Consider the following 26,360-nt stretch of genomic DNA (forward strand, 5'->3'; position numbering starts at 1 on the left):
ATGAATCCTCCGTTCAATTGTTTATCGTTACTTTGCGTCCGTTCAGCGTTACCCGCCCTTCCGCAATCCAACCTACTACCGTAGGAAGCAGTCCATATTCGGCTTGTTGAATGCGGGAACCTAACGTCTCCGCCGTATCGTCGTCTCGAATCTCCACCGCTTGCTGGGCGATGATCGGCCCGGTGTCCGTACCCCCGTCGACGAAATGCACGGTAGCGCCTGTTATCTTCGCGCCGTATTCCAACGCCTGCCCGATCCCGTTAATTCCCGGAAAAGCCGGAAGCAACGCGGGGTGGACGTTAATCATTCGGCCATAATAAGGTTCGACGAGAACGTTAGTCACGAGCCGCATATAACCCGCCATTACGATCAGGTCGATGCCATGCGCTTGCAGCTTGGCTACGATCTCTTCCTCGTAGGCTTCCCTTGAAGGGTACTGCTTGGGAGAAAACGAGTAAGTCTCGATCCCGAAATTGCGCGCGCGCTCCAGGACGAATGCGGAAGGCTTGTCGCACACGACGAGTTCGATCGTCGCATGGACTCGCCCATCCCGCACCGCCTCGGCCAGCGCTTGAAAGTTGCTTCCGCTGCCGGAAGCGAATACCGCTATTTTAAGCGGAGCGGAAGACGAAATCGCCTTTCCGTCTCCTCCGTTGCCCGCTATCATGGCAGCTCAACGCCTTCGAACGTAACGATCTTGGATCCCGCCGTTACCGTACCGATGCGATACGCTTGCTCGCCCTGCGCCTTCGCGACCGCCAACGCTTGCTCTGCTTGCTCGGCCGGTACGACGAGCACCATGCCGATCCCCATGTTGAACGTCGTGTACATGTCGCGATCGGTAATGCTGCCCGCTTGCTGCATCAATCCGAAAATCGGCAACACCGGCCAAGAACCGCGGTTAATATCCGCGTTTACGCCTTCCGGCAATACGCGCGGAATGTTCTCGATGAATCCGCCGCCCGTAATATGCGCCATCCCTTTGATCGTGATGCTTTCCAGCAGCTTCAGGATTTGCTTCACGTAGATGCGCGTTGGTTCGATCAAGACGTCGCCAAGCGTTTTCCCTTCCAATTCAGCCGGTTTATCCGTAAGGGAATAGCCCTTCTGCTCAAGCAGAAGACGGCGAACGAGGGAAAACCCGTTGGAATGAATACCGCTCGAAGCTAGTCCGATAACCGCGTCGCCGGCTTGAATCGTCGAACCGTCGACCGCTTTCTTGCGATCTACGATACCGACCGTAAATCCCGCGATATCGTATTCGCCATCGGAGTACATACCCGGCATTTCAGCCGTTTCTCCGCCGATCAAGGCGCAACCGGCTTGCTCGCAACCGTCCGCGACGCCTTTGACGATCGCTTCGATTTTCTCGGGCACGACTTTGTCGCATGCCAGGTAATCAAGGAAGAAGAGCGGCTCCGCGCCGGTTACGATAACGTCGTTAACGCACATGGCCACCGCATCGATTCCGATCGTGTCGTGCTTGTCCATCGCGAACGCCAGCTTCAGCTTCGTTCCGACGCCGTCCGTACCGCTTACGAGAACAGGCTCTTCGTACTTGTCTTTGTTCAGGCTGAATAGCCCGCCGAATCCGCCGAGCCCTGTTAACACTTCCGGACGGAACGTCTTCTTGACGTGTTTCTTCATCCGTTCGACCGCTTCGTTGCCGGCTGCGATATCGACTCCGGCTTGTTTGTACGCTTCGGACAATGGTTTCACTCCCAGGTATTGTTTGGCTGCAGCCGCGGTTACGCGACGAACTATCGGGTTTCGCCTGCTGTTGTATTCGCGTAATCATGATGAGATTAAAAGGTTATCACGCGAATACAAAGGCAGGACGTAAACTCTACACCCGATAGTTGTCGCTTCACCGCTCTGACCAAACGTTTTTTTATTGGTTTGTTATAACCGTGTTGGAAACTCGCTACCGCGGGCAAAAGCGAAACAACTTCTATCAATCACACCCGCAAGAAGTCAACTTAGCGTCTTCGAATTCGACAGGAGTCGGATAATCGTTGTTGAAGCAGGCCAAGCACAGACCGCGATTGTACTCGTTATCGTGGCCGCCTACGGAATCGATCAAGCCCTTCTCGCTTAGGAAGTAGAGAGAGTCCGCGTTAATCGCTTGACGGATCTCCTCCACCGTCTTGCTGGAAGCGATCAGGTCTCCCGGGTTCGGCGTATCGATCCCATAATAACAAGGATTCATGAATGGCGGCGAAGTTATTCGCACATGCACTTCCAGGGCGCCTGCTTCGCGAAGCATGTTCACGATCCGGAGCGAAGTCGTGCCCCGCACGATCGAATCGTCGATCATGACGACGCGCTTGCCTTCGACGACTTTGCGTACGGCGGACAGCTTCATTTTCACGCCTTTCTCTCGAAGCTCTTGAGAAGGCTGAATGAAGGTACGTCCGGTATATTTATTTTTGATTAAACCTAGCTCGTAAGGAATGCCGGTCTGCTCCGCGTAGCCGATCGCCGCCGAAATACTCGAATCCGGAACGCCGGTTACGATATCCGCGTCGACGAACGACTCCTGCGCGAGCTGCTGGCCCATCCGTTTACGGGAGGAATGCAAGTTCACGCCGTAGATGTCGCTATCCGGTCTTGCGAAATAGATGTATTCCATCGCGCACACCGCACGGCGCTGCATCGGAGCAAAGCGATCTTCGCGCAAGCCGTTCCGATCGATCACGAGCAGCTCGCCCGGTTGTACATCGCGTTCGTAAACCGCGCCGATCGTTTCCAAAGCGCAAGACTCGGAAGCGAAGATGTACGCATCTCCTAAACGCCCCATCACGAGAGGACGGAGACCATGCGGATCGCACGCCGCGATCAATTGGCCTTGCGTCTGGATAAGGAAGGCGAACCCGCCGATCAATCGGGCGAACGCATCCTTAACCGCCTCTACGAGATCCTTGGGAGAACGCGCGATAAGATGGGCGATAACCTCGGTGTCGCTTGTCGTCTGGAAGATCGATCCCATGTCTTCAAGCTCTTTGCGCACGCCCGGTTCGTTAACCAAGTTGCCGTTCGTGCAGACGGCTAAATCTCCGCCGCGGTATTTGAACACGAGAGGCTGCGCGTTAGCCAGTCCGCTTCCGCCCGATGTCGAGTAACGAACATGGCCGATCGCTTGACTGCCCTTTAACGATTCCAAGCTGTCGCGGTCGAACACTTCTTTGACCAGCCCCATCCCGCGATGGTAATGGAACGTACCGTCATCCGAAGTGCAGATCCCGCAACTTTCTTCGCCGCGGTGCTGCAACGCATGCAAACCATAGTAGGATAGGTTAGCCGCATCGGGATGACCGAACACCCCGAATACGCCGCACTCTTCCTTTACTTTGTCGAAAATAGAGTCGTTGCTGTTATTGCCCTCGTTGTAATAGTCCCCGGTCCAGAGCTGTGTCACTGCTGTCCCCCCATTTGCAACACTTGGTTTCATGCTTGATTACCGACCATATGATTAGGAATCGCTTGCTTCCATACTTGGCGAAGCTCGGAGATGGATGCGTCGATCGCGTCGTTGCCGCCGATATTAACCGTCAAGCGGTCGCCCGATACCGTACCCAGACGTTGAAGAGGAACGCCGGCGAGCGTAATCGCGACTGCAAGCTTATCCGCTAGCTCAGGCTTAGCCGTAAGCAGAATACGGGATTGCGATTCGCTGAACAATGCGATATCCGGACGCAGATTCGTTTCGAACGTGACGTTCGCGCCAAGTCCGCGACCGAAGCCCGCTTCCGCGAGCGCCGCCGCCAAGCCGCCTTCGGACAAGTCATGCGCCGAAGCGACCAAGCCTTGTTGAATAACGTTAAGCACGGTTTTGTGCAGCTTCTGTTCAGTATCCAGATCAAGCTCCGGAGGACGGCCTTCCGTTACGCCGTGAACCGCGTATTGGAATTCGCTTCCGCCGATTTCCGCTTTCGTATCGCCGAGCAGGAAGATGACGTCGCCTTCCGCTTTGAATTCTTGCGTCGTAATGTGGTCCGTATCGTGTACGAGACCGACCATGCCGACGACCGGCGTCGGGTAGATCGCGCCGCGCGTATTCTCGTTGTACAAGGATACGTTACCGCCGATAACCGGCGTATCGAGCACGCGGCAAGCTTCCGCCATGCCGTCTACCGCTTTTTCCATCTGCCAGAAAATTTCCGGTTTCTCCGGACTGCCGAAGTTCAAGTTGTCCGTAATCGCCAGAGGCTCGGCTCCGGAACATACGATGTTACGTCCCGCTTCCGCAACCGCGATTCTACCGCCCACTTCAGGGTCCAGATAGACGTAACGGCCATTGCAATCCGTCGTCATCGCCAGACCTTTGCGCGTGCCGCGAATCGTAACGACGGCAGCGTCCGAACCCGGACGAACCGCGGTCTCGGTGCGAACCATGTAATCATATTGGTTATAAACCCACTCTTTGCTCGCCAGCGACGGGGAACCGAGCACTTTTTTCAGCGCGGCGTTCAGGTCGAGTACTTGCTCGTAGCGGTTCGTATCGATCGATCCGTTTTTCAAATAGTATTCCGGAATTTGCGACGGTTTGTCGTAGATCGGGCAATCGTCGACAAGCGCGTGAACCGGCATGTCGCCGACCAGCTCGCCTTTGTGGAACAGCTTCAGGCGGCCGTCGTCGGACACTTTGCCGACCTTCGCGCAGTGAAGTCCCCAACGCTCGAAAATGCCTTTAGCTTGAGCTTCGTGTTGAGGCTCGCAAACGAACAGCATCCGCTCCTGCGATTCGGACAACATCATCTCGTAAGCGGTCATTCCCTCTTCGCGCTGAGGAACCTCGTCGAGATACAGCTCCATGCCGTTACCGGCTTTGCTCGCCATCTCCGCGCTCGAACAAGTCAATCCCGCCGCGCCCATATCTTGAATTCCGAGCACGATGCCGGAATCGATAAGCTCCAGCGTAGCTTCCATAACGAGCTTCTCCATGAACGGATCGCCGACTTGCACGGCCGAACGCTTCGCTTCGGATTCCGCCGTTAAATCCTCGGACGCGAACGTCGCGCCGTGGATCCCGTCGCGGCCGGTAGCAGGTCCTACGTAGAACACCGGGTTCCCGATTCCTTTGGCAACGCCGCGTTGGATTTTGTCGTGGTCGATCAAGCCTACGCACATCGCGTTGACGAGCGGATTTCCTTCATATGCCTCATCGAACATGACTTCCCCGGCAACCGTCGGAATCCCGATGCAGTTACCGTAGCCCGCGATCCCGCTGACGACGTGCTCGAACAGGTAACGAACGCGGTCGTTCTCGAGACGACCGAAACGCAGGGAGTTAAGCAAGGCAACAGGACGAGCGCCCATCGAGAAAATATCGCGAATGATACCGCCGACCCCAGTCGCCGCTCCTTGGTAAGGCTCGACAGCGGACGGATGGTTGTGGGATTCGATCTTGAACACGACCGCTTGGTTGTCGCCGATATCGACGATACCCGCGCCTTCGCCCGGTCCCATCAATACGCGAGGACCCGAGGTCGGGAACTTCTTCAAGAGCGGTTTGGAGTTTTTGTACGCGCAGTGCTCGGACCACATTACGCTGAATACGCCGATTTCCGTGTAGTTCGGTTTACGTCCCATGAAGCCGCAAATCAAATCGTATTCTTTGTCCGATACTCCGAATTGCTTATATATTTTCTGTTCTGCGATTTGCTCGACAGTTGGTTCTTTAGCGGATACTTGCTGCGCCATTACGTTCCCTCCAAGCGTTTAATACTGACGTAAACATCTTCGCGCCGTCTGCGGAACCGAGGATGTCTTTCACCGCGCGCTCCGGATGCGGCATCATGCCGACTACGTTGCCCGCTTCGTTGCACACGCCGGCGATGTTGTCTACCGAACCGTTCGGATTGTCGCCCGCATAACGGAATACGATCTGGTTGTTCGCTTTCAGCTTGGCCAACGTCTCGTCGTCCACGTAGAAGCTTCCTTCTCCGTGAGCGATCGGGATATCGATGACGTCGCCTTGGTTGTAAGCATTCGTAAAAGCAGTCTTGGCGTTCTCGACGACCAAATCTACTTGGTGGCAACGGAATTTAAGCGAATTGTTGCGGATAAGCGCCCCTGGCAGAAGCCCTGCTTCGGTAAGGATTTGGAACCCGTTGCAGATCCCGAGGACGAATTTGCCGGCTTCCGCCGCTTTTTGAACTTCCGCCATAACAGGCGCGAATTGCGCGATTGCGCCGCAACGCAAGTAATCCCCGTAGGAGAAACCGCCCGGCACGAGAATCGCATCGTAAGCGGATAGATCGGTTGCCGTGTGGAAAACGTAATCGACGGATTGTCCTACCGTGTCTTCTACCGCTTTGTAGCAGTCGATATCGCAGTTGGAGCCCGGAAATACGAGGACAGCGAATTTCATGGATGCTCAGTCCTCCAATTCGAAGCGATAGTCTTCGACGACGGTGTTCGCCAGAAGCTTCTCGCACATGACTTTGAGCTTTTCTTCCGCTTGCGCGCGGTCGTTCGTATCCAGATCCAATTCCAGGTATTTACCGATTCTCACTTTGCCGACTTCGTTGAAGCCGAGAGTATGCAGCGCGCCTTGCACCGCGTTCCCTTGCGGGTCGAGCACGTTCTGCTTGATCGTTACGTAAACCTTTGCTTTCATTGGAGTTCCTCCTGATATGGGGTATGGATTTGGTTATTAGTTAACATGTGCGATTTGAAAATGCGGCGATAATTGCGGCATTCCGTGCCGTTATTCCGTGCGCCGAACGGACTTTGGGCGATATAGCGGCATCTGGTGCCGTTATTTCATACGCCGACCCGACATTGGGCGAAATAGTGGCATTCCGTGCCGTTATTCCGTACGTCAGCCCAACTTTGGGCGAAATAGCGGTATTCCGTGCCGTTATTCCGTGCGTCAGCCCGACTTTGGACGAAATAGCGGCATTCCGTGCCGTTATTCCGTGCGTCAGCCCGGCTTTGGACGAAATAGCGGTATTCCGTGCCGTTATTCCGTGCGTCAGTCCGACTTTGGGCGAAATAGCGGCATTCCGTGCCGTTATTCCGTGCGCCGAACGGACTTTGGACGAAATAGCGGCATCTGGTGCCGTTATTCCAGCCCGCCCGACGCTCGAGCAACCGATTCTTACTTCATCAACCTGCGAGCGATATCCTGATATCTCGACGTTGTCGCCTCGACGACCGATGCGGGCAACTGAGGCGGCGGACTGTTCTTGTCCCAATCCGATCCCGCCAAGTACGCTCTCACCGGTTCTTTGTCCATGCTGTCGATCTCAACGTCGAGCTTGTAATTTTCCTCCGCCCAGAAGCGCGAGGAATCGGGAGTAAACAATTCATCGATAAGAACGATTTCGCCGTCGATCAATCCGAACTCGAACTTGCAATCCGCGAGGATGATGCCCCGCTTAGCGCAGTAATCCCGGCCGAATTCGTACAGCTTCAGGCTGCGGTCCCGCAACCCTTCGGCCAACTCGGCGCCGACGCGGCGCGACATCTCCTCGAAAGGAATGTCCTCGTCATGTCCGACGTCGTTCTTGCCCGCCGGAGTGAAGATCGGCCGCTCAAGCTTCGAGTTCTTGTGCAACCCTTCAGGCAGCTTAATACCGTTAACTTCACCGTTCGATTGGTATTGCCGCCATCCGCCGCCCGTAATGTAACCGCGCACGACGCATTCGATATCGATCCTTTTCGCTTTGCGGCTAACCATGATCCGACCCGCAAGCTTGTCCGGCTCGGATACGATATCCCCGAGCAGCGCCACGTCCGTGTGCACGACATGGTTAAGCTGAATCGCCGCCGTTTGCTCGAACCAATAAGCGCTTAAGCCGTTCAACACGCTGCCTTTGCCCGGTACGGGCGGATCCAGCACGTAGTCGAAAGCCGAGATCCGGTCCGTTACTACTATTAATAGATGTTCTCCGAGATCGTACAACTCCCGGACTTTGCCCTTATGGATAAGGGGGGCGTTAACGAGCCCTTCGGCCGTAGCCAAAGCTTGGGTAGTCATGTCTGCCTCCTTGGGGCGGTTCGCCGCCGCTTGCCTTATTTCAAACCCAAACGGTCGAAAATCGTGTTAACGTGCTTAAGATGCCAAGTCGGATCGAAGCATTCCGCGATTTCTTCGGCGGACAGCACGTCCGTGATTTCCTTCGTCGATCCCACGATATCGCGGAAATCGCGTTGTTCTTCCCACGCCTGCATCGCGCGCGGTTGAACGGTATCGTAAGCTTGCTCGCGGCTGAAGCCTTTGTCGATCAGCTTCGTCAGAACGCGGCCGGAGAAAGGCACATTATAGGTACGGGTCATGTTGCGTTTCATGTTTTCCGGGAATACCGTCAAGTTCTTCACGATGTTGCCGAAACGGTTGAGCATATAGTTCAGCAACATAGTCGCATCCGGTAAAATAACTCTCTCCGCGGAGGAGTGCGAGATGTCGCGCTCATGCCACAGCGGAACGTTCTCGTAAGCGGTAAGCATATGTCCGCGGATGACGCGGGACAAGCCGCTCATGTTCTCGCAACCGATCGGGTTGCGCTTGTGCGGCATGGCCGACGAGCCTTTTTGGCCTTTGCCGAACGGCTCTTCGACTTCGCGGAATTCGCTCTTCTGCAAGCCGCGGATTTCCGTAGCGAACTTGTCGATCGATGTCGCGATCAACGCCAATGTCGACATGTATTCCGCATGACGGTCGCGTTGAAGCGTCTGCGTCGAGATCGGCGCGGCTTTGATGCCCAGTTTGTTGCAAACGAATTGCTCCACTTGAGGATCGATGTTCGCGTACGTTCCGACGGCTCCGGACATTTTACCGAATTGAACTCCGTCCGCCGCGCGCTCGAAACGCTCCAGGTTGCGTTTCATTTCTTCGTGCCACAACGCCAGCTTCAATCCGAAAGTCGTCGGCTCGGCATGAACGCCGTGCGTACGTCCCATCATCGGAGTATCTTTATATTTGATCGCCTGATCGCGAAGAATCGAGATGAAGTTTTCGATGTCTTTCTTCAAAATCGCGTTAGCTTGCAATAATAGATAACCCATAGCCGTATCCACGACATCCGTCGAAGTCAGCCCGTAATGCACCCATTTGCGTTCGGCGCCCAAGCTTTCCGATACCGCGCGGGTAAAGGCGATAACGTCATGGCGAGTTTCAAGCTCGATCTCGTTAATGCGGTCGATGTCGAACTTCGCGTTTTTGCGAAGCGCTACCGTGTCTTCATGAGGAATATGGCCTAGCTCCGCCCATGCTTCGCAAGCGCATAATTCGACTTCCAGCCAAGCGTTGAATTTGTTCTCTTCCGTCCAGATTGCCCGCATCTCGGGGCGGCTATAGCGTTCTAACATGTCTGATTAGACCCTCCATATATTCGATTGGGCTATCCATTCCAGCGCCGCTTCCACGTTCGGTGCAAGCACGTTCAGGTGTCCCATTTTTCGTTTATGCTTTGCCTCTGCTTTGCCATAAAGGTGTACCTTAGGTTCGACGCCGAGACGTTCAGCCGTCGTGTCACGTTTCGCCATCCAAGCGATCAGCGGTTCCGTGTGCTCTCCGAGGATGTTGGCCATAACCACCGGCGTAAGAAGCGCCGGATCGCCGAGCGGCAAATTGCAGATGGCTCGCACGTGCTGTTCGAACTGCGATGTCCGGCAAGCCTCCATCGTATAATGGCCCGAATTGTGCGGCCTTGGCGCGAGCTCGTTGACGTACAGTTGTCCGTCGGCGGTCAAGAATAGCTCAACCGCGATAAGTCCGACAACGCCGAGCGTCTCCGCGATCGAGATCGCCAGCTTCTCGGCTTCTTGCCGCACCGCGTCTTCAATACGTGCCGGTACGATAGATAAGTGCAATATATTATGAACATGGACATTTTCCGCAGGCGGGAATGTTTTCACTTCGCCCGAAGGACTTCGGGCGCGATTACGGAAATTTCCTTGTCGAACTTGATGAATTTCTCCAGAACGAGTTGCGTACCGGTACGGCTTGCTTCGTTCCATGCCGGCTCCAGCTCGTCGTCCGCGCGCAAAACCCATTGCCCTTTGCCGTCGTAACCTCCGGTCGCCGTCTTCAAGACGGCCGGCAAGCCTAACGATGCAGCCGCTTCGCGCAAGCTCTCCAGACTGACGATTTCGGCATAAGGAGCCACCTTCACGCCCGCAGCTTCGACCGCGCGTTTCTCGCGAAGACGATGCTGGGTCGTATATAGCAACGCGCTGCCTTGCGGCACGTAAGATTCCGTCTCCAGCATGGCCGCTACGCCGGCATCGACGTTTTCGAATTCATAGGTAATGACGTCCGAGCGGGCAGCCAGCTCCCTGGCAGCATTCTTATCGTCATAATTCGCCACGATTTGAGCCGCCGTCTGGCCGCAAGGCGAATCGGGAGTCGGATCAAGCGTCAAGAATCGATAGCCTAGACGGTTGCCCGCATGAGCCAGCATCCGGCCTAATTGGCCTCCGCCGAGCACGCCGATGGTGGCACCTGGCAGAATCGTCCGAGGCTGCGCACCCTTCGCGCCCTCTTCTCCCCCGACAACATCGCATCCGAAAGCGTCGCATGCGGCGCCTTCGCCGCCGAATAAATTCACAAGCTTATCTCCGCTGCTCATGACGGCAACTCTCCATTGTCGAGAACTTCTTGCGTGATCCGGTCGCGCCGCGCCGACAAGCGGGCCTGCACTTCGGGATCGAATGAACCGATCATTTGCGCCGCCAGCAAACCTGCGTTCGTCGCGCCAGCGGCTCCGATCGCGACCGTCGCGACGGGAATGCCGCCCGGCATCTGAACGATCGATAGCAACGAATCAAGCCCGTTCAAGGCCTTCGACTGAACAGGCACTCCGATAACGGGCAGAACGGTTTTGGCTGCGACCATGCCCGGCAGATGGGCAGCGCCGCCGGCACCGGCGATTATGACTTTCAGGCCGCGAGACACGGCGGTCTCGGCATATTCGAACATCAAATCCGGCGTCCGATGCGCGGAGACGACTTTTTTCTCGTACGGAATGTTAAGCTCCTCGAGCACCTCGCACGCTTTTTTCATCGTTTCCCAATCCGACGTACTTCCCATAATGACGCCGACAAGTGAAGACATGATTCCACCCTTCCCCAGATGCGATCTTGAGTCCCATGCGACCAGAAATAAAAAAAGATCAATGGGAATACCGTCAGTATTCCCCAATCGACCTTTAAGTTCTCTACACCTTATAGGCAACGCTCGACGGCGACAAGAGGAAGCCCGAACCTTCGCCGGTCCGCGCTTCAATATCGATGTCGTTGACGATTGCCGCGTAGTCCGGAAATTAGGGTTTCCGGGTAGAGACGTTCGGGCCGATTCCCGACTTATACGCGCATTGTTTCTAGCCTTGGAACAAGGCGAAAAACAGGCTCTTTTAACGCTTCTTAGTGTACCGCAGACTAGGGTAAACTGTCAAACAAAGACGAACACTTTGGTTGCCATGAAATATTAACGTTCGGATTTTGATACGATTATACGATTTGGAGCCCCCATCCATCCGGATCTGTACACCCATTTTCATATATTGTTAGGTTTTCCCAATCGTTATCGCGCCTTCATTCTTCCGGCATCTCCGGAAAAATGAAAACCCCGCCCCACCTCCGTCGTTTCGGAAGTGAAGCAGGGTTGGTTTATGCCATGAACCATACCTTTCGGTTCATAAACGCTTAATTATTCTCCGCCAACGAACACGTAACGCGCGATTACGATGACGAATACGATCCACATCAGCCAATGAATCTTGTGCTTTTTCTCGCCTGTAAGGCCGGCCACGAACGCAAGCACGACATAAGAAACGATACCGAAGGAAATTCCGTTGGCGATATTGTAAGTGAACGCCATGATCGTAATCGTCAAGAATGCCGGAATTCCGATAACGAGGTCGGTAAAGTCGATTTCTTTAACAGATTGAACCATCAACACGCCGACGATGATCAGCGCTGCGCTCGTCGCGGGAGCCGGAATAAGCAACGCGATCGGCAACAAGAACAGAGCAAGCAAGAACAACACGCCCGTAGTTACGGAAGTCAGGCCCGTGCGACCGCCCGCGGCAACGCCGGCGGAGCTTTCCACGTAAGCCGTAACCGTGCTCGTTCCGAGCATCGCGCCGCCGCTGACCGCAACCGCGTCGACGAACATCGCTTTACCGACTTTTTTGGTGCCTTCTTCTTTATTTTTGAAAAATCCGGCGCGGTTGGCCGTACCGACCAGCGTACCGAAAGTATCGAATAACTCAACGAAAGTAAAGGTAGCGATAGCCGTCAAGAGTCCCGTCGTAAAGAGATCCGCGAAATCCATGCTCCAGAAATTCAATTCGCCGAAGTCGGGAGCCCAGTCCGCGCCTTTCAAGGAACCGAAGTCGACCAAGTCGACGCCTGGAAGCGCTCCGATCAATGTGATGATGACCATTCCGAGCAGAATCGCGCCTTTAACGCGCAATACCATGAATATTCCGATAATCGCCAAGCCTACGATAGTTAACCATACGCTTGGGTTTTCCAAGTGGCCCATCGACAGCAGCGTGCTGCCGTCGCCGAATACCAAGATCGTCACGAGCCCGCTTGTTTTCATACCGACGATCGCGATGAACAAGCCGATACCGACCGTAATCGCATGCTTCAGTCCGTCGGGAATCGCAACGATAAGCAGCTGGCGAATCTGAGTAACCGTTAGGATGAAGAAAATAATCCCTGAAATAAAGACCGCGGCGAGCCCCATTTCCGGCGTAATCGGATTACCCGTCGCCTTCGAAGTGACGATCGTCGTAGCGAAGAAAGCGTTAAGACCATCCCCGGGGCCAGCGCTACCGGAAAGTTAACGAACAATCCCATCGCAATCGTGAAAATACCTGCGGCGAGCGCAGTCGCAAGGAATACGGAAGTGAAGCTCAAATCCGCCCCCGACAAAATACCTGGGTTAACCACGAGAATGTAGGCCATCGTCATGAAGGTCGTAATCCCTGCCATGATCTCTGTGCGTACATTCGTCCCCAGTTCCTTCAGCTTAAAGAAACGTTCCATGTCTCAATAAACTCTCCCTTCAAAATTTGAATGAATGCGGAAAACCTAAGACTGAACATACAAAAAACCTAGAAGATTACCCTCCTAGGTTCCGCACAACCGGGAAAATTCATACCAGCGGAGACGTTAATCCCCATGTATGGCTTCCCTTTCCGTAGACAGATCATTTGCGGTGACCTCGTAGAGACTCCCGAGCCTATTCCCGGGATTATACGAAAAGATTATTCAGTTGTTTGTCCAATCCATATTCTAGGTCGTAGGACCTTGTCTGTCAACGGTTATTTACGAATATTCGACCCCTTTTTCACCTTGAATCGTTCGGAATTTACAGTGTTTTCTATTATGTTAGCGTTTCATTCCCAATGAAAGCGAAAACAAGGCAAACTTCAACAATGGTTCACCTTCCTTCGGCAAGACCATTGCGATCCTATACCTCTCGCAACAATGTCCAGCATTCTCCATGAAATAACGGTGCCCAGCACCGTTATTGGGGCGCTGGGTTGGAGTTTCGGCGATATAACGGTGCCCAGCACCGTTATTTGGGCGCTGGGTTGGAGTTTCGGCGATATAACGGTGCCCAGCACCGTTATTTGGGCGCTGGGTTGGAGTTTCGGCAAGACCATTGCGATCCTCATACCTACTCGCAACAATGTCCAGCATTCTCCATGAAATAACGGTGCCCAGCACCGTTATTGGGGCGCTGGGTTGGAGTTTCGGCGATATAACGGTGCCCAGCACCGTTAATTGGGCGCTGGGTTGGAGTTTCGGCGATATAACGGTCCTCATACCTACTCGCAACAATGTCCAGCATTCTCCATGAAATAACGGTGCCCAGCACCGTTATTGGGGCGCTGGGTTGGAGTTTCGGCGAAAATAACGGTGCCCAGCACCGTTATTTGGGTGCTGGGTGGGAGTTTCGGCGATATAACGGTGCCCAGCACCGTTATTTTGGCGCTAGAAGGAGAGTCCGGCGAAATAACTGTGCCCAGCACCGTTATTTCGGTGCTGGGCACAGTTTCCGTAGTGCGGTTCGCTTATAAAGAGGGGATACTTAGCGCCTTACTCCCACTCGATCGTAGCAGGAGGTTTGGACGTAATATCGTATACGATCCGGTTAACGTTCTGTACTTCGTTAACGATGCGATTGGAGATTTTCTCCAGCACGTCGAAAGGAATTCTAGCCCAGTCGGCTGTCATTCCGTCGATCGACGTAACGGCGCGGATGCCGACGGCGTACGAATACGTGCGGCCGTCGCCCATGACGCCGACGCTCTTCATGCCCGGCAGCGCCGTGAAGTATTGCCAGATTTCGCGGTCGAGACCGCTTTGGCGATCTCGTCGCGAAGGATCGCATCGGACTCGCGCACGATCTCGAGCTTCTCCGCCGTCACTTCGCCGAGCACGCGGATCGCCAGACCCGGTCCCGGGAACGGCTGGCGCATGACGATCGCTTCCGGCAAGCCGCATTCGGCGCCGACTTTGCGCACTTCGTCTTTGAACAGAGTCTTCAACGGTTCGATCAATTTGAATTTCATGTCTTCCGGCAAGCCGCCGACGTTATGGTGAGATTTGATCGTCTGCGCCGTCGCCGTGCCGCTCTCGACGATATCGGTGTAGAGCGTGCCTTGAGCGAGGAACGTGAAATCGTCGAACTTCGCGGACTCCTCCTCGAACACCCGAATGAAGTCCGTGCCGATGATTTTGCGTTTTTTCTCCGGATCGTCGACGCCCTTCAGGTTGCCGAGGAACCGTTCGCTCGCGTCGATCTTGACGACGTTCATGCCGAACTTGCCGACGAACGTCTCCATGACGCTCTCCGCTTCGCCTTTGCGAAGAAGACCGTGGTCAATGAACATGCAAGTAAGCTGATCGCCGATCGCTTTATGGATCAAGACGGCAACGACGGAGGAATCCACGCCGCCCGATAATGCGCAAAGCACTTTCTTGTCCCCGACTTCCTTACGGATGTCCGCGATCATATCGTCGATGAACGAGCCCATCGTCCAGTCCCCGCGGCAGCCGCACACTTCGAACAAGAAGTTGCGGATCATTTCGTTCCCGTAGACGGAGTGGCGAACTTCCGGATGGAATTGCACCGCGAAGAATTTCCGGGAAGGGTCGCTCATCGCCGCAACCGGAGCGTGCTCCGTGCTCGCGTCGACTCGGAATCCCGCCGGCAGCTCGGTTACGTGGTCGCCGTGGCTCATCCATACCGTTTGGCGTGCGTCCAAGCCTTTAACCAGATCGGAGCCGGCTACGAAATCCACGTCGGATTTGCCGTACTCGCGCTTGTGCGCGGGCTCTACTTTACCGCCTTGTTGGTGAGTTATCAATTGCATGCCGTAGCAAATCCCTAGAATCGGAACTCCCAATTCATAGATAGCCGGATCTACCTTCGGAGCACCTTCGGCATATACGCTAGCCGGTCCTCCGGAGAAGACGATCCCTTTGGGCGCAAGCGCGCGAAGCTTGTCCGCCGAAGTGTTGAAAGGAAGCAATTCGCTGTACACGCCCAAATCGCGAATGCGACGGGCGATCAATTGGTTGTACTGGCCACCGAAGTCCAATACGACGATCATTTCATGTTGGTGAGTAGTCACTGGGTAAACCGAGCCTCCTAAGCGTAAACCTTAAATCGCCATTGCTGACGGTCCTATCCGTTCCGCGGGGTAAAATCAATTGAAGTAATTATAGCTTTGCGGCTTCGACAGCGTCAAGGCGATAAGGCTCGGCCGGAGTCTCTTCATTCCGCCAGTTTCAATTTACGGTCCGTCGGCAGGAACGCGGCCAATAATCCGATAAGCGGCAAGAACGCGCACAGCTTAATGACGAAAGAGATGCTCGTCGCGTCGGCCAGAGTGCCGAGAACGACGGAGCCGATGCCCCCGAGTCCGAACGCCAATCCGAAGAACAGACCCGATACCATGCCTACTTTACCCGGTAGAAGCTCCTGCGCGTAGACGATGATGACCGAAAATCCGGACAGAAGGATAAAGCCGATAAAGACGAGCAACACGGCCGACCAGAATAGGTTGGCGTAAGGAAGCAACAGCGAGAACGGAGCGGTCCCCAGAATCGAGAACCAGATCATGTTCCTTCTGCCGAACTTGTCGGCTAGCGGCCCGCCCAAGAAAGTACCTACCGCGCCCGCGGCCAATAACGCGAAGATGAACACTTGCGCGTATTCCGTGGAGATCCGGTGATGATCGATCATGTAAAACGAAAAGAATCCCGTCATGCTGGCCACGTATACGAATTTCGAGAACAGGAGCAGGATTAGAATGGTCATCGCGTAAGCGATCGTTCTCGTAGGAAGCGGCTCTCTCTTAACGGCTTCCTTCTTCTTCGCGGTTTGCCGGCTGACGTAAGCTTTGTACCATCTCGCCACGTAAATCTGTACAACAAATGCGGCTGCGGCAGCGATCGTGAACCAAATGATTCCGAATTGACCGATGGGAACGAAAATAAGCGCGGTAAAAACGGGAGCCAAAGCTTGCCCTATGTTACCTCCCGTTTGGAAGATCGATTGCGCCAACCCTCTGCGCGGGCCAGCTGCCATATATGCGACGCGGGAAGCCTCCGGATGAAGGACGGCGGAGCCGAATCCGATCAGCACGACGGAGAGAATAACTTGCCAATAACTCTCGGCAAAGGCCAGCACGACCATGCCGACAAGCGAGAACAACACCCCTGCGGGGAGTAAAAACGGCTTCGGTTTCGAATCGGTATATAAACCGATCATCGGTTGCAGCAAGGAAGCCGTTACGTTAAGCGTGAAGGCAATCCATCCTATCTGCGCGAAGCTAAGCTTCATGGACTCCTGCAAAATCGGAAAGATAGCCGGTATTACCGATTGAATGGAATCGTTCAGCAAATGAACGAGACTGATGGAGAATAAAATGGAATAGACCGTGTTTATTTGTATATTAGCTACGCTGGCCGCTTGTTTAGAGCTCATGCCGAACATCCTTTCATCTTATCATCTGATGTTTAATAGGAAAGATAATATCCCCTAAACTAATTTCTAATCGTTCTCCATAATCGACAATTTCGTCTTATCATCTGACGTTTAAAGTCAGATGAAACCTTAAGACTGTTCTACCTTAGGTACGCCCCATTCTTTCCCGGAGTTGGCCCACCGTTCCATCCAGGTTCCGAAGCGTCCAATGCTCGGCGGCCGAGACGTCCTTGTTCTTGATCGCTTCGTATATTTTTTCGTGTATTTCGGTGTTCGGATCGTGTCCCTCCTTTTCTTTCGCCAGCTTGTAGAGCGCCTCTCTTAACGCGGAAGAGAACGTCCGGTACAGATCGACGACGACATGGTTTTTGCTGGCCACAGCGATGGCGATATGGAATTCGATGTCCGCGTTCAAATAACCGTGCGTATCCCCCTTATCCAATGCCTCTCGGCGTTGGTCGAGATGGCGGCGCATGTGCTCAAGATCCTGATCTTCGCGACGTTCGGCGGCGAGTCTGGAAATTTCCAGCTCAAGCATTTTACGCACCTCGTACACTTCGACGATTTCGGCTCTTCTAAGCCTATGCTCGAGAGGCTCTTGAATGACCGGCGTCGAAGCGAGATACGTTCCGAAGCCTTGTTTCTTCTCCAGCAATCCGGCATGCACGAGTACCCTGACCGCTTCGCGGATCGTGGAACGGCCCACGCCGAACTGCTCCATGAGCTCGGGTTCGGTCGGGATTTTGTCCCCATGCTTAAGCTCGCCGCTCGAGATCGTCTTCTGAAGCTGGATGACGACGTCATCGACGAGCTTCGTCCGGTTAAGGGCTTGGAACGAAACCTTCGAACTGGAATTCATCAGATCATCTCCTGTTTAAAGGATGGTACCATAGTAGGCTTATTCTGAACATCCCTATTTTTTATTATTTCAGCAGAGCCTGCTTGACGTTCTCGACGTGGCCTTTCACTTTAATATTGCGCCATTCCTGTACAAGGATCCCTTTCTCGTCGATCAAGAAAGTGGAACGCACGATTCCCATGTACTTTCTGCCGTACAACTGCTTCTCCTGCCATACTCCGTACAGCTCGCACACCCGATGCTCCGTATCCGCGAGCAGCAGAAAAGGCAATTCGTACTTTTCAATGAATTTGTAATGTCTCTTCAGCTCATCCGTGCTGATGCCGAGAACGATCGCGTTCTTGTCCTCGAACGTCGCATTCGCGTCGCGAAAATCGCACGATTCCTGCGTGCACGCCGTTGTCATATCCTTAGGGTAAAAGTATAGAATCACCTTGCGTCCGCGATAATCCCTAAGTCGAATCGTTCCCCCGTTCGTGGCGGGAAGCTCGAAGTCCGGGACCGGTTGTCCCGCTTTCAACTGCGCCATGCGTAATTCTCCTTCTGTATCTTTAGCGCGAAACGTCGCGATAAACTCTATTCGTCATGTTAGTAATATATATTATAGCAGTATCGACAAAAAGCCCAGTGCAAGCGAGTCCACGGCTGGACTAGCTTGCACCAGGCTATTGCCTAGGGAAAAGCGCGTATTGAATAATCGCCTAAATGACGGAACCGGATTCGTCTGCGAACAATGGAGCGATGGCCGGATAAATTCGCTTATACTTTGCGTACTGCGCGTCATAGTGCATCCGAAGCTCCCCGTTCGGCAAGAAAGTTTCACCCTCTTGCAGCCCTTTGAACTTTTGGCACAACGAAGCGTATTCCCCGCACCAACCGGCTTGGCGGAAAGCTAATGCCGCCGCGCCGAGGGAGGGTAAATACTGCGAATTGTTCGGAACGACCAGTTCGCACCCAAGCACGTCCGCGATGATCTGGCACCAGGATTTGCTCTTCGCGCCTCCCCCCGATCAGCGTCACACGCTTGCTTTCTTCGGAATCCGCTACCAGCTCCAGCACTTGCCGCATCGAGAAGGCAACGCCCTCCAACACGGCGGCGCCCATCTGCTGTCTTGTCGTCGTCGGCTTCAAGCCGATAAAGCAGCCCGATGCGTTCACGTCTTGAACGGGGCAACGCTCGCCGTTCAAATAAGGCAGAAACAACACGTTCCCGCTTCCCCGTTCGGTCTGCCCCATAGCGCGTTCGAATTGCTGGTACGACATTGAATCGCCCGCGCGTCCGCCGTCGCCGAACGCGCTAACCGCCCATTGGTGCGCATTGCCGGCATTGGAGAGCGGAGCGATCGCGATTTGGCGTCCCTCCTCTACGTAAGCCAGGTTAAATGCTCCGCTTTCGACGTCGATATATCCTGACGAAGCGGCCGCAACCCAACCGGACGTGCCGATATAAGCGTAAACTTCCCCGGCTTCGTAAATGCCCGCTCCGAGCGTGGCCGAGCCGGCATCTCCGATTCCGCAAAGCACCGGCGTGCCCGAAGCGAATCCCGTATCCGAGGCTCCTCGTTCATTTACGGTCCCGACGATGCAATCCGACGAGACGATGGCAGGCATTTTCGCCGGATCCACCCCATATCTCTCCAACCAGGAACCGATCCACGTTCGGGACCGAATGTCCATGCAGCCGGTCGTCGCCGCGGACGTCGGATCGGTTACGCATGCTCCGGTCAACTTGGCGATGACGTAATCCTTGGAACTGACGAGAAAACTTCTTGTCGCCCGAAATACGTCCTCCTCGTGTTGCCTTATCCATAATATTTTAGGGAACGTTAACGTCCCGTCCATATGATTTTCCGTTAAACCGTGAATGGCCGATTTCCCGATATCCCCGAGCAGCCGCTCGGACTGCTCAGTCGCGCGCCCATCGGCGTACAGTATCGCCGGACGCAACGGCTCCAAGTCCTCTCCGACCGGAATGCAATCCTGCATCTGGCCGCTGAACGTCAGAAACGCGATATCCTTCGGTTTGATGCCTACCTTGAACCAGGATGCGGCGATTAGCTTAACCGCTTCATACCATTGCTTCGGATCCTGTTCGACGGCTCCGCCATGCCGGATTACCTTCAGCTCGATGTTTTTCTCCAGAAAAATGCCCGCGTCTTCGGTAACCAAAATTCCTTTGACGTTCGTTGTTCCTATATCGAAGGAAGCGATATATCTCATCTGCTCAACCCCTTGTCGAGGAGCCCATCGTCTCCAGTTTCATTTCGGCCACGAGGCGGTACAAGTAATCCTTCTCCCGGTTCTCGCAGCGACTGACGAGCACGGAACCGACGACGGCTCCGTCGAACCCGCTTTGCACCGCTTTGCCTACCCGATCCGGCGAGCGCAGACCGAAGCCGGCAACCAGCAGGCCCTCCGGCAGATGCGGCCGAATACGATCGCAAAGTACGGACAAGCCATTCACGCTGGCCATGGGATCGCCCGTCGTGCCCGAGTAGGATTGGGCATAGATAATCGTCGCGCCGTCGCATATTTCGCGAATCGTCGCGTCGTCCATCCCGCTGTTGATGAAGCGGATGACGTCGATGCCGGACTCGCCAACCTCCCGTTGTATGCGGATTTGCTCTTCCAGCGAGCTATCCGGCAACACGAGAGCATCGATCAGCCCCTCCGAGACCAATCGGCGATACAACCCTTCGTCCACGAGTTCATTCTTATATCCCATCGCCCAGATCGGACGAGGCACCTCTCGCCTTACCCGGCGCCACAGATCGAGCAACCCTTCCGACGCCGAAGCGCCGGCATCAAGGGCCCGCTTGTGCGCGCGCTTAATGACTTCGCCGTCGATGAACGGATCGGGACTCGGCACCCCCAGCTCGATGATGTCGATTCCCGCTTGGGCACTGGCCTGGATCATCTCGAACGACTCTTCGATCGTCGGATCTCCCGCTACCAAGTACCCGACAAGCAATGCTTCCCCTCTCTCTTGGGCTGCGCGATAAGCTTCTACGTTTAGAGGACTGCGCATGCTCGACATCATCCTTTACCACGCCCGAGCTTCTGCATCAGAACGGCCGCGATGACGATGCAGCCCGTAATGACGTCCTGCATGAAAGTCGGTACTTCCAGAATAGTCAGACCGTTAGCCAGAATCCCGATAATCGCCGCGCCGACGAACGTACCCCAGATATTCGGAACGCCTTCCTTGAAAGAGGTCATTCCGAGGAACGCGGCCGCATATGCGGACAGGAACAAGCCGTCTCCTCCCGTCGGGTGCGCAGAACCGAGACGCGAAGCCATCAGAATGCCGGTTAACGCGGCCAACATGGCGCATAGCGCGAAAGCCATATTTTTGTTTAGGGCAACTCGCACGCCCGCTACGCGGGAAGCCGATTCGTTGCCGCCGATCGCGTACAGCTTGCGACCGAAGGGCATATGGGACATAACATACCAGAAGATCAGCGTTACCAGCAGCATGATAAAGGATAATACCGGAATGCCGCCCCACTCGCTTTGGCCAAGATAACGAAACGCGTCCGGGATGTTCTCGAACACGGTCGCTCCTCCCGTCAGGCGGAAGTTCAAGCCGCCGAGAATAGTGCCCATCGCGAGCGTAGTGATGAAGGAAAGCACGCGGAAACGCGTGACGATCCAGCCGTTCACGAACCCGATAACGAACGCGATAGCCATAGGTGCCAGAAAAGTCGACCAGATCGGGTAACCCGCGACCGCCATTTGGGCTGCGAATACGCCGCCGAAGCTGGCCACGGCTCCGACCGAGAGGTCGAATTCGCCGACGGACATGACCAGCGTCGCTCCTAACGCGATGATGACGAGGAACGAGATTTGACGGCTAATATTAATGGCGTTGTCGATCGTCGCGAACGAATCCGGACTGAGCAGAGAGAACGCCAGTATAATCAGAATCCCGGCAGCGACCGTGCCGTAAGTGCGGATAAGTCTAAGGTAAGAGATTCCCGCGCGCGCTTCAACCATGATGTTCACTTCCTTTTCCTTGACTGTAGCAATATCCGAGCACTTGCTCGGGGGTAACGCCCTCGTTATCCAGTTCGGCCACGATTCGGCTATCGTGAAGAACGTACAAGCGATCTGAAATATCCAACACTTCTTGCAGGTCGGACGACACGAACAGCACTCCGCAGCCTTTGTCGGCTTGGGCTTTAAGAAGGCGATGGATCTCTTCGCGCGTCATGACGTCTACCGCTTGCGTCGGTTCGTCGCACAGGAACAGCACCGGGTTCGAGAGCAACGCTTTGGCGAACACGACTTTCTGCTGGTTGCCTCCGCTCAGCTGGCCGACCGATTGTTCCGAACCGGCCGCTTTCACGTTCAGCTCCCGCATCCAGGAATTCACTTCCGAGCGCTCCGTCCGAGCGCGAAGCTTCAACAAACCCGAGAACCGCTTCAATACCGGCAGCGTCATGTTTTCCCGGATCGACATGCCCAAGACGAGCGCGTCGCGCTTGCGCTCCTCCGGAATAAGGACGACGCCGTTCTCGAGCGAGCGCTTCGGCGTAGGAGCCTTCACCTTGCGTCCCGCAACCTCGATGCTCCCGCCGGCCGGCTCCCGTAGGCCGTAGATCGTCTCCAGCAGTTCCGTCCTACCGGCGCCCGCCAAGCCGAATATACCGACGATTTCGCCCTTGCTCACGTTTAGGCTCGTATTCTTTACTTTTCCGTCCTTCGTGGACAAGCCGGTCAATTCCAATACCTTTTCCCCCGCCGATGTCTTGCCCGTCCTCTTCTCGGATTTTTTTACTTCCGCGTTGCTCATCAGCCGGATCAAGCTGTCCTTGTCCGTCGCCTCCGTGTCGACCGTGGCAATCCGCTGGCCGTTGCGGAAAACGGTAATCCGATCGGACAGACGGAAAATTTCGTCCATCCGGTGGGACACGTACAGGATGCCCGTGCCTTGAGCGGTCAATCTCCCGATGAGGGCGAACAACCGCTCCGCCTCTTGATCGGTGAGAGAAGCCGTAGGCTCGTCCAGAATCAACAATTGGCACTCCAGCATCATCGCCCGCAAAATTTCCAGCATCGTTTTCTCGGGAGGAGACATTTTGTCGGCCGTTTTGTACAAATCGATCTCGACGCCGAAGTCGTTCTTCAGCTGTTCCGCGCGCTGCTTCATCCGTGTCCAGTTCACGCCGACCCGCGACTTGTTCGTCGGATAGTCAAGTCCCAGAAAAAGATTCTCGTATCCGGTAAAAGAAGGAACGAGATGGCGATCCTGATGGACCACGTTTATACCCAGCCTTCTGGAAGCGCCCGGGTCCGGAATATCGACCTTCTCGCCCTTCCATTCGATCGTCCCGGCATCAAGTCCGTATACTCCGGTCATGATTTTAATGAACGTCGACTTGCCCGCTCCGTTCTCGCCGACAAGCGCGTGCACTTCGCCCGGCTCGATCTCGAAGCCTACGCCAGAGAGCGCGTAGTGCTGCCCGAACACTTTGTCCAGTCCTTCGACTCTCAGTAGGGTCAATGGGGGGCCCTCCTTGCCTTAGAATTAAGCAAAGCGGCCGAAGCCGCTTTGCCGCCGTATGATGAATTAAGCGTTGTCTTTCGTAATCAGGCTGGCCGGAGCGTACAACTCAGTGCCTTCCGCAGCTTTGCCTTGGAACACGAGATCCATTTGCTTGACGACGATTTCCGTCATGCCCGTGAAATTCTGCTTCACCGTGGCAACGAGCGGAGAGCCTTTCTTGATCATTGCCACCGCTTGGCTGTTTCCGTCGATGCCCGTTACGATGATATCTTTCCGGCCTGCAGCTTCAATCGCTTGAGCCGCGCCGATGGCCGCTTCGTCCCAGCCTGCCCACACCGCCGTGATCGAGCCTTCTTCTTTGTTGGACAACAGCAAGCTTTCCATCTGCTTGCGAGCGTTCTCGATCGGTCCGGGAACCTCTACTTGCTGCTCGGTCAATTTGGAAACCTCGGGCTTGTCCTTCAGCAATTCATCCAGTTGCACCGTACGAGCCAATACGCCCGGATGCGGACGGTGAGTCAATACGACGATTTCGCCTTTGTCTCCGATCGACTTGAACAGGTGATCCGAGATCAGCTTGGACATTTCCTTGTTGTCGCTCGTTGCGTTCATGACCATGCCTTCGATGTAGCCCGAATCGGCGCCGAACACCGGGATTCCTTTTTCTTTGGCGCGCTGAATTTGGCTCTTCAATTGATTCGGATCGGTGCTGACGAGGACGATAGCGTCGGTTTTGGAAGAAATAACGTCTTCCATGCGGCTAGCGAGCTGTCCCATATCGCCTTTCGTATCTACGACGTTCGTTTTCCAGCCTTTGTCCGCCGATTGTTTCTTCAGCGATTCGACCATTTCGTTCGTCGTAACGGACGAGAGGTAAGGCGTCATGATCGATACCGTCTTGGCTCCGTCTTTACCGGTTTTACCTCCGCATGCCGTTAATCCGATAACCAATAAAAGCGCTGCCAAAACTATGATCCCTTTTTTCATAACTTGGATTCCCTCCTTGTTTGTATAAAGCGGTTTGTTATGTTGATTCGCGAACCCGCCCGGTTTATCGGGCAGGATTCTTGCGTTGCCATTCCAACAACTGCTTTGCCGTTTCCATGTCCGTGACGAGCACGTCCATGCATTTGCCCCGAAGGGCCGAAACAATCGCTTCTACTTTGTCGTCGCCGGTAGCAACCGCGATGACGTTGGGAATCGATCTTATTTCGTCGATAGTAAGCCCGATCATGCGCGATTCACCATCATAACGAACGCGTTCGCCGCTTTCGTTCAAGAATGACGTGGATACGTTGCATACGGCACCATTCCCGCGTACTTCCGCCATTTCCTCGTCGCTGAAATAACCGGACTTGACGATCGTAGCTTGCTTGGTCACTTGACCGATCCCGATCAGCGCCAACGAAACGCGCTTAGCCGACTCTAACACCTTCGATATTTCGGACTCGTTGATAAATAAATTCCTGGCTTCCGGCGATGCGACGACGGCCGGCGCATTTAGCAGCAAATGGCGCGCTTTGAACTGCTCCGCGAACACTCTCGCGTTCGTATTGGCATGCCATGCTCCTCCGTCCGATCCGAATCCGCCGATCATCGGCACGAATTGGACTTCTTTCCTTCCGACGTAATGCATCTCCCTGGCGATGGAAGCAATCGTTCTCCCGGCCATTATCCCGACGACGTCGCGATCCTTGATCGCGCTTTCGAGCAGCGCCGATGCGGCGCGGGCTACATGCAGGTCGATCACCTGACGGTCGGCGTCCGGAACGTGCACGACGATAACGTCATGGATTCCGAACGTTTCCGCGATGGCTCTCTCGTAAGCCTGTTCCTCCGAAAACGGATTCCGGATACTAATCTGAACGATGCCCTCCGACTTGGCGGCGGCGAGCATTCTGCTGATCTGCGGACGCGAGATGCCCAGACGTTCCGATATTTCCTGCTGATTCAAACCGTCCATGTAATACATGGAGCTCACTTTGACCAACAGCCTCTTTTTCTCGTGGCTTGCATCGATCACAACGTTCCTTGCCCCCCTCCCTTTTGAACAAATGTTCATAGCGGAATCTTTGTTCTGATGTAATCATACTCCAAAATGTAAGGGGTTTCAAGAACAAATTTTCGTTACTGCTCAAATGTTCGAGAAAGGGCATCTTTTAGCAGCCAACTTAGAATTAAGGGCAACGCCTAAGCGTCGCCCTTATTAAGGAAGATCGTACAGACTAACTCCCCGCGCCGCGGTAACGTCTAACGCCGTAGTTCCAGAACCAGAGACCGAGCGAGAGCACGACGACCCCGACGACCGGGGTAAGCCACGCCATCCACCACTCGTCCAGTCGACCAAGGAAGAACGATGCCGGGTATACGCCGACGAAAGCGAAGGGCAACACCCACGTGAGCAAAAATTTGATCGTTTTGTTGTAGATCTCGACCGGATACCGGCCATAGTTCTGAATGTTGTAGATCAGCGGACCGATACCCGTCGGCGCGTCCGAATAGAATGAGATGGCGGACAACGCGGTATAGATGCCCATATAGATAAAACAAGAACCCAACACCATCACGATCAGCGCGAGCGGATCGTACCAGTGGAACGGCAGGCCGAGCGTCGTCCATGAAACGATCATGATCACCAATCCGACAATCGAGCCGACAATCGCCGGGGGATCCATATTTTCGAGCATAACCTGCGACAAGGAATGAGCCGGACGGGTCAAGATCCGATCCATTTCCCCTTTGACAATATACCGCTCGCTGAAGTTCCATGCGCTGAAGAAGGTCGAAAACAACCCCGATGCGATCATAAAGTAGCCGTAGACGAACACGACTTCCGATTCGCTCCAATCCCCAAGCGTCGGCGTGTGCAGGAACACGATAAAGATGAACACCAGATTCAGCCCGTTGAACATCAGATCCGACAATACCTCGATCCAGAAGTCCGCGCGGTAGCTTAGTTTTGTTTTCATATAATTGGCGAAATAGTCCCGATACAAGCTCAACATGAACGCGAATCGACTCATACG

Annotated in this window: 20 protein-coding genes, 4 pseudogenes and 2 riboswitches; all 24 genes and pseudogenes read right to left on the reverse strand. The window is 54.6% G+C overall.

Annotated features, from left to right (window positions below; genetic code table 11):
* Positions 1 to 13: 13 nt before the first annotated feature.
* On the reverse strand, positions 14 to 667 hold the full coding sequence (purN, locus tag FPL14_RS09200) for a phosphoribosylglycinamide formyltransferase (RefSeq protein ID WP_182302699.1): 654 nt from the start codon (positions 665 to 667) through the stop codon (positions 14 to 16).
* Positions 664 to 1,710, reverse strand: coding sequence for a phosphoribosylformylglycinamidine cyclo-ligase (gene purM / locus FPL14_RS09205; protein WP_182302700.1), 1,047 nt, complete (start codon positions 1,708 to 1,710; stop codon positions 664 to 666). Before purM ends, purN begins: the two co-directional genes overlap by 4 nt.
* 244 nt (positions 1,711 to 1,954) lie before the next feature.
* The gene (purF, locus tag FPL14_RS09210) at positions 1,955 to 3,451 is read right to left on the reverse strand and encodes an amidophosphoribosyltransferase (RefSeq protein WP_182302701.1); all 1,497 of its coding nucleotides are present in this window, start codon (positions 3,449 to 3,451) and stop codon (positions 1,955 to 1,957) included.
* The gene (purL, locus tag FPL14_RS09215; protein WP_182302702.1) at positions 3,448 to 5,703 is read right to left on the reverse strand and encodes a phosphoribosylformylglycinamidine synthase subunit PurL; all 2,256 of its coding nucleotides are present in this window, start codon (positions 5,701 to 5,703) and stop codon (positions 3,448 to 3,450) included. The genes purF and purL overlap by 4 nt, the downstream gene beginning before the upstream one ends.
* Positions 5,681 to 6,373 carry a phosphoribosylformylglycinamidine synthase subunit PurQ gene (gene purQ, locus FPL14_RS09220; RefSeq protein ID WP_182302703.1) on the reverse strand — a complete coding sequence of 231 codons (693 nt, stop codon included), beginning with the start codon at positions 6,371 to 6,373 and terminating at the stop codon, positions 5,681 to 5,683. The genes purL and purQ overlap by 23 nt, the downstream gene beginning before the upstream one ends.
* Positions 6,374 to 6,379: 6 nt before the next feature.
* Entirely contained in the window at positions 6,380 to 6,622 is a 243-nt protein-coding gene (purS, locus tag FPL14_RS09225; protein ID WP_182302704.1) for a phosphoribosylformylglycinamidine synthase subunit PurS, read from the reverse strand.
* A gap of 146 nt (positions 6,623 to 6,768) precedes the next feature.
* Positions 6,769 to 7,098 carry a hypothetical protein gene (locus tag FPL14_RS09230; RefSeq protein WP_182302705.1) on the reverse strand — a complete coding sequence of 110 codons (330 nt, stop codon included), beginning with the start codon at positions 7,096 to 7,098 and terminating at the stop codon, positions 6,769 to 6,771.
* 7 nt (positions 7,099 to 7,105) lie between these two features.
* Entirely contained in the window at positions 7,106 to 7,987 is an 882-nt protein-coding gene (locus FPL14_RS09235) for a phosphoribosylaminoimidazolesuccinocarboxamide synthase (RefSeq protein WP_182302706.1), read from the reverse strand.
* A gap of 35 nt (positions 7,988 to 8,022) precedes the next feature.
* A complete protein-coding gene (gene purB / locus FPL14_RS09240; protein WP_182302707.1) occupies positions 8,023 to 9,318 on the reverse strand; it encodes an adenylosuccinate lyase in 1,296 nt (431 codons plus the stop codon).
* Between the two features lie 6 nt (positions 9,319 to 9,324).
* Positions 9,325 to 10,580 (reverse strand): annotated as a pseudogene (purK, locus tag FPL14_RS09245) (5-(carboxyamino)imidazole ribonucleotide synthase).
* Entirely contained in the window at positions 10,577 to 11,065 is a 489-nt protein-coding gene (gene purE / locus FPL14_RS09250; protein ID WP_182302708.1) for a 5-(carboxyamino)imidazole ribonucleotide mutase, read from the reverse strand. The pseudogene purK and the gene purE overlap by 4 nt, the downstream one beginning before the upstream one ends.
* A 177-nt stretch (positions 11,066 to 11,242) precedes the next feature.
* Positions 11,243 to 11,341, reverse strand: a riboswitch (purine riboswitch).
* Positions 11,342 to 11,659: 318 nt separating this feature from the next.
* Positions 11,660 to 13,008 (reverse strand): annotated as a pseudogene (locus FPL14_RS09255) (NCS2 family permease).
* 135 nt (positions 13,009 to 13,143) lie between these two features.
* Positions 13,144 to 13,244: riboswitch (purine riboswitch) on the reverse strand.
* 823 nt (positions 13,245 to 14,067) lie between these two features.
* Positions 14,068 to 15,587 (reverse strand): annotated as a pseudogene (gene guaA / locus FPL14_RS09260) (glutamine-hydrolyzing GMP synthase).
* A 164-nt stretch (positions 15,588 to 15,751) separates the two neighbouring features.
* Positions 15,752 to 16,966, reverse strand: coding sequence for an MFS transporter (locus tag FPL14_RS09265; RefSeq protein WP_182302709.1), 1,215 nt, complete (start codon positions 16,964 to 16,966; stop codon positions 15,752 to 15,754).
* 145 nt (positions 16,967 to 17,111) lie between these two features.
* On the reverse strand, positions 17,112 to 17,825 hold the full coding sequence (locus FPL14_RS09270) for a FadR/GntR family transcriptional regulator (protein WP_182302710.1): 714 nt from the start codon (positions 17,823 to 17,825) through the stop codon (positions 17,112 to 17,114).
* Between the two features lie 64 nt (positions 17,826 to 17,889).
* Positions 17,890 to 18,354, reverse strand: a complete 465-nt coding sequence (gene bcp / locus FPL14_RS09275) for a thioredoxin-dependent thiol peroxidase (protein ID WP_182302711.1) — start codon at positions 18,352 to 18,354, stop codon at positions 17,890 to 17,892.
* A gap of 172 nt (positions 18,355 to 18,526) precedes the next feature.
* Positions 18,527 to 18,787, reverse strand: a complete 261-nt coding sequence (locus FPL14_RS29845) for a hypothetical protein (protein WP_229263851.1) — start codon at positions 18,785 to 18,787, stop codon at positions 18,527 to 18,529.
* 100 nt (positions 18,788 to 18,887) lie between these two features.
* Positions 18,888 to 20,045: pseudogene (locus FPL14_RS09280) on the reverse strand (xylulokinase); the annotation flags it as partial.
* 4 nt (positions 20,046 to 20,049) lie between these two features.
* The gene (trpA, locus tag FPL14_RS09285; protein WP_182302712.1) at positions 20,050 to 20,853 is read right to left on the reverse strand and encodes a tryptophan synthase subunit alpha; all 804 of its coding nucleotides are present in this window, start codon (positions 20,851 to 20,853) and stop codon (positions 20,050 to 20,052) included.
* Positions 20,854 to 20,861: 8 nt separating this feature from the next.
* On the reverse strand, positions 20,862 to 21,821 hold the full coding sequence (locus FPL14_RS09290) for an ABC transporter permease (protein WP_182302713.1): 960 nt from the start codon (positions 21,819 to 21,821) through the stop codon (positions 20,862 to 20,864).
* Positions 21,814 to 23,331, reverse strand: coding sequence for a sugar ABC transporter ATP-binding protein (locus FPL14_RS09295; protein WP_182302714.1), 1,518 nt, complete (start codon positions 23,329 to 23,331; stop codon positions 21,814 to 21,816). Before FPL14_RS09295 ends, FPL14_RS09290 begins: the two co-directional genes overlap by 8 nt.
* Positions 23,332 to 23,397: 66 nt before the next feature.
* On the reverse strand, positions 23,398 to 24,321 hold the full coding sequence (locus tag FPL14_RS09300) for a sugar ABC transporter substrate-binding protein (protein WP_182302715.1): 924 nt from the start codon (positions 24,319 to 24,321) through the stop codon (positions 23,398 to 23,400).
* A gap of 64 nt (positions 24,322 to 24,385) precedes the next feature.
* On the reverse strand, positions 24,386 to 25,357 hold the full coding sequence (locus FPL14_RS09305) for a sugar-binding transcriptional regulator (RefSeq protein ID WP_182302716.1): 972 nt from the start codon (positions 25,355 to 25,357) through the stop codon (positions 24,386 to 24,388).
* A 202-nt stretch (positions 25,358 to 25,559) separates the two neighbouring features.
* Positions 25,560 to 26,357, reverse strand: coding sequence for an ABC transporter permease (locus tag FPL14_RS09310; RefSeq protein WP_182302717.1), 798 nt, complete (start codon positions 26,355 to 26,357; stop codon positions 25,560 to 25,562).
* Positions 26,358 to 26,360: the final 3 nt, after the last annotated feature.

The sequence above is a fragment of the Cohnella cholangitidis genome (assembly GCF_014107495.1).
GTDB lineage: Bacteria > Bacillota > Bacilli > Paenibacillales > Paenibacillaceae > Cohnella > Cohnella cholangitidis.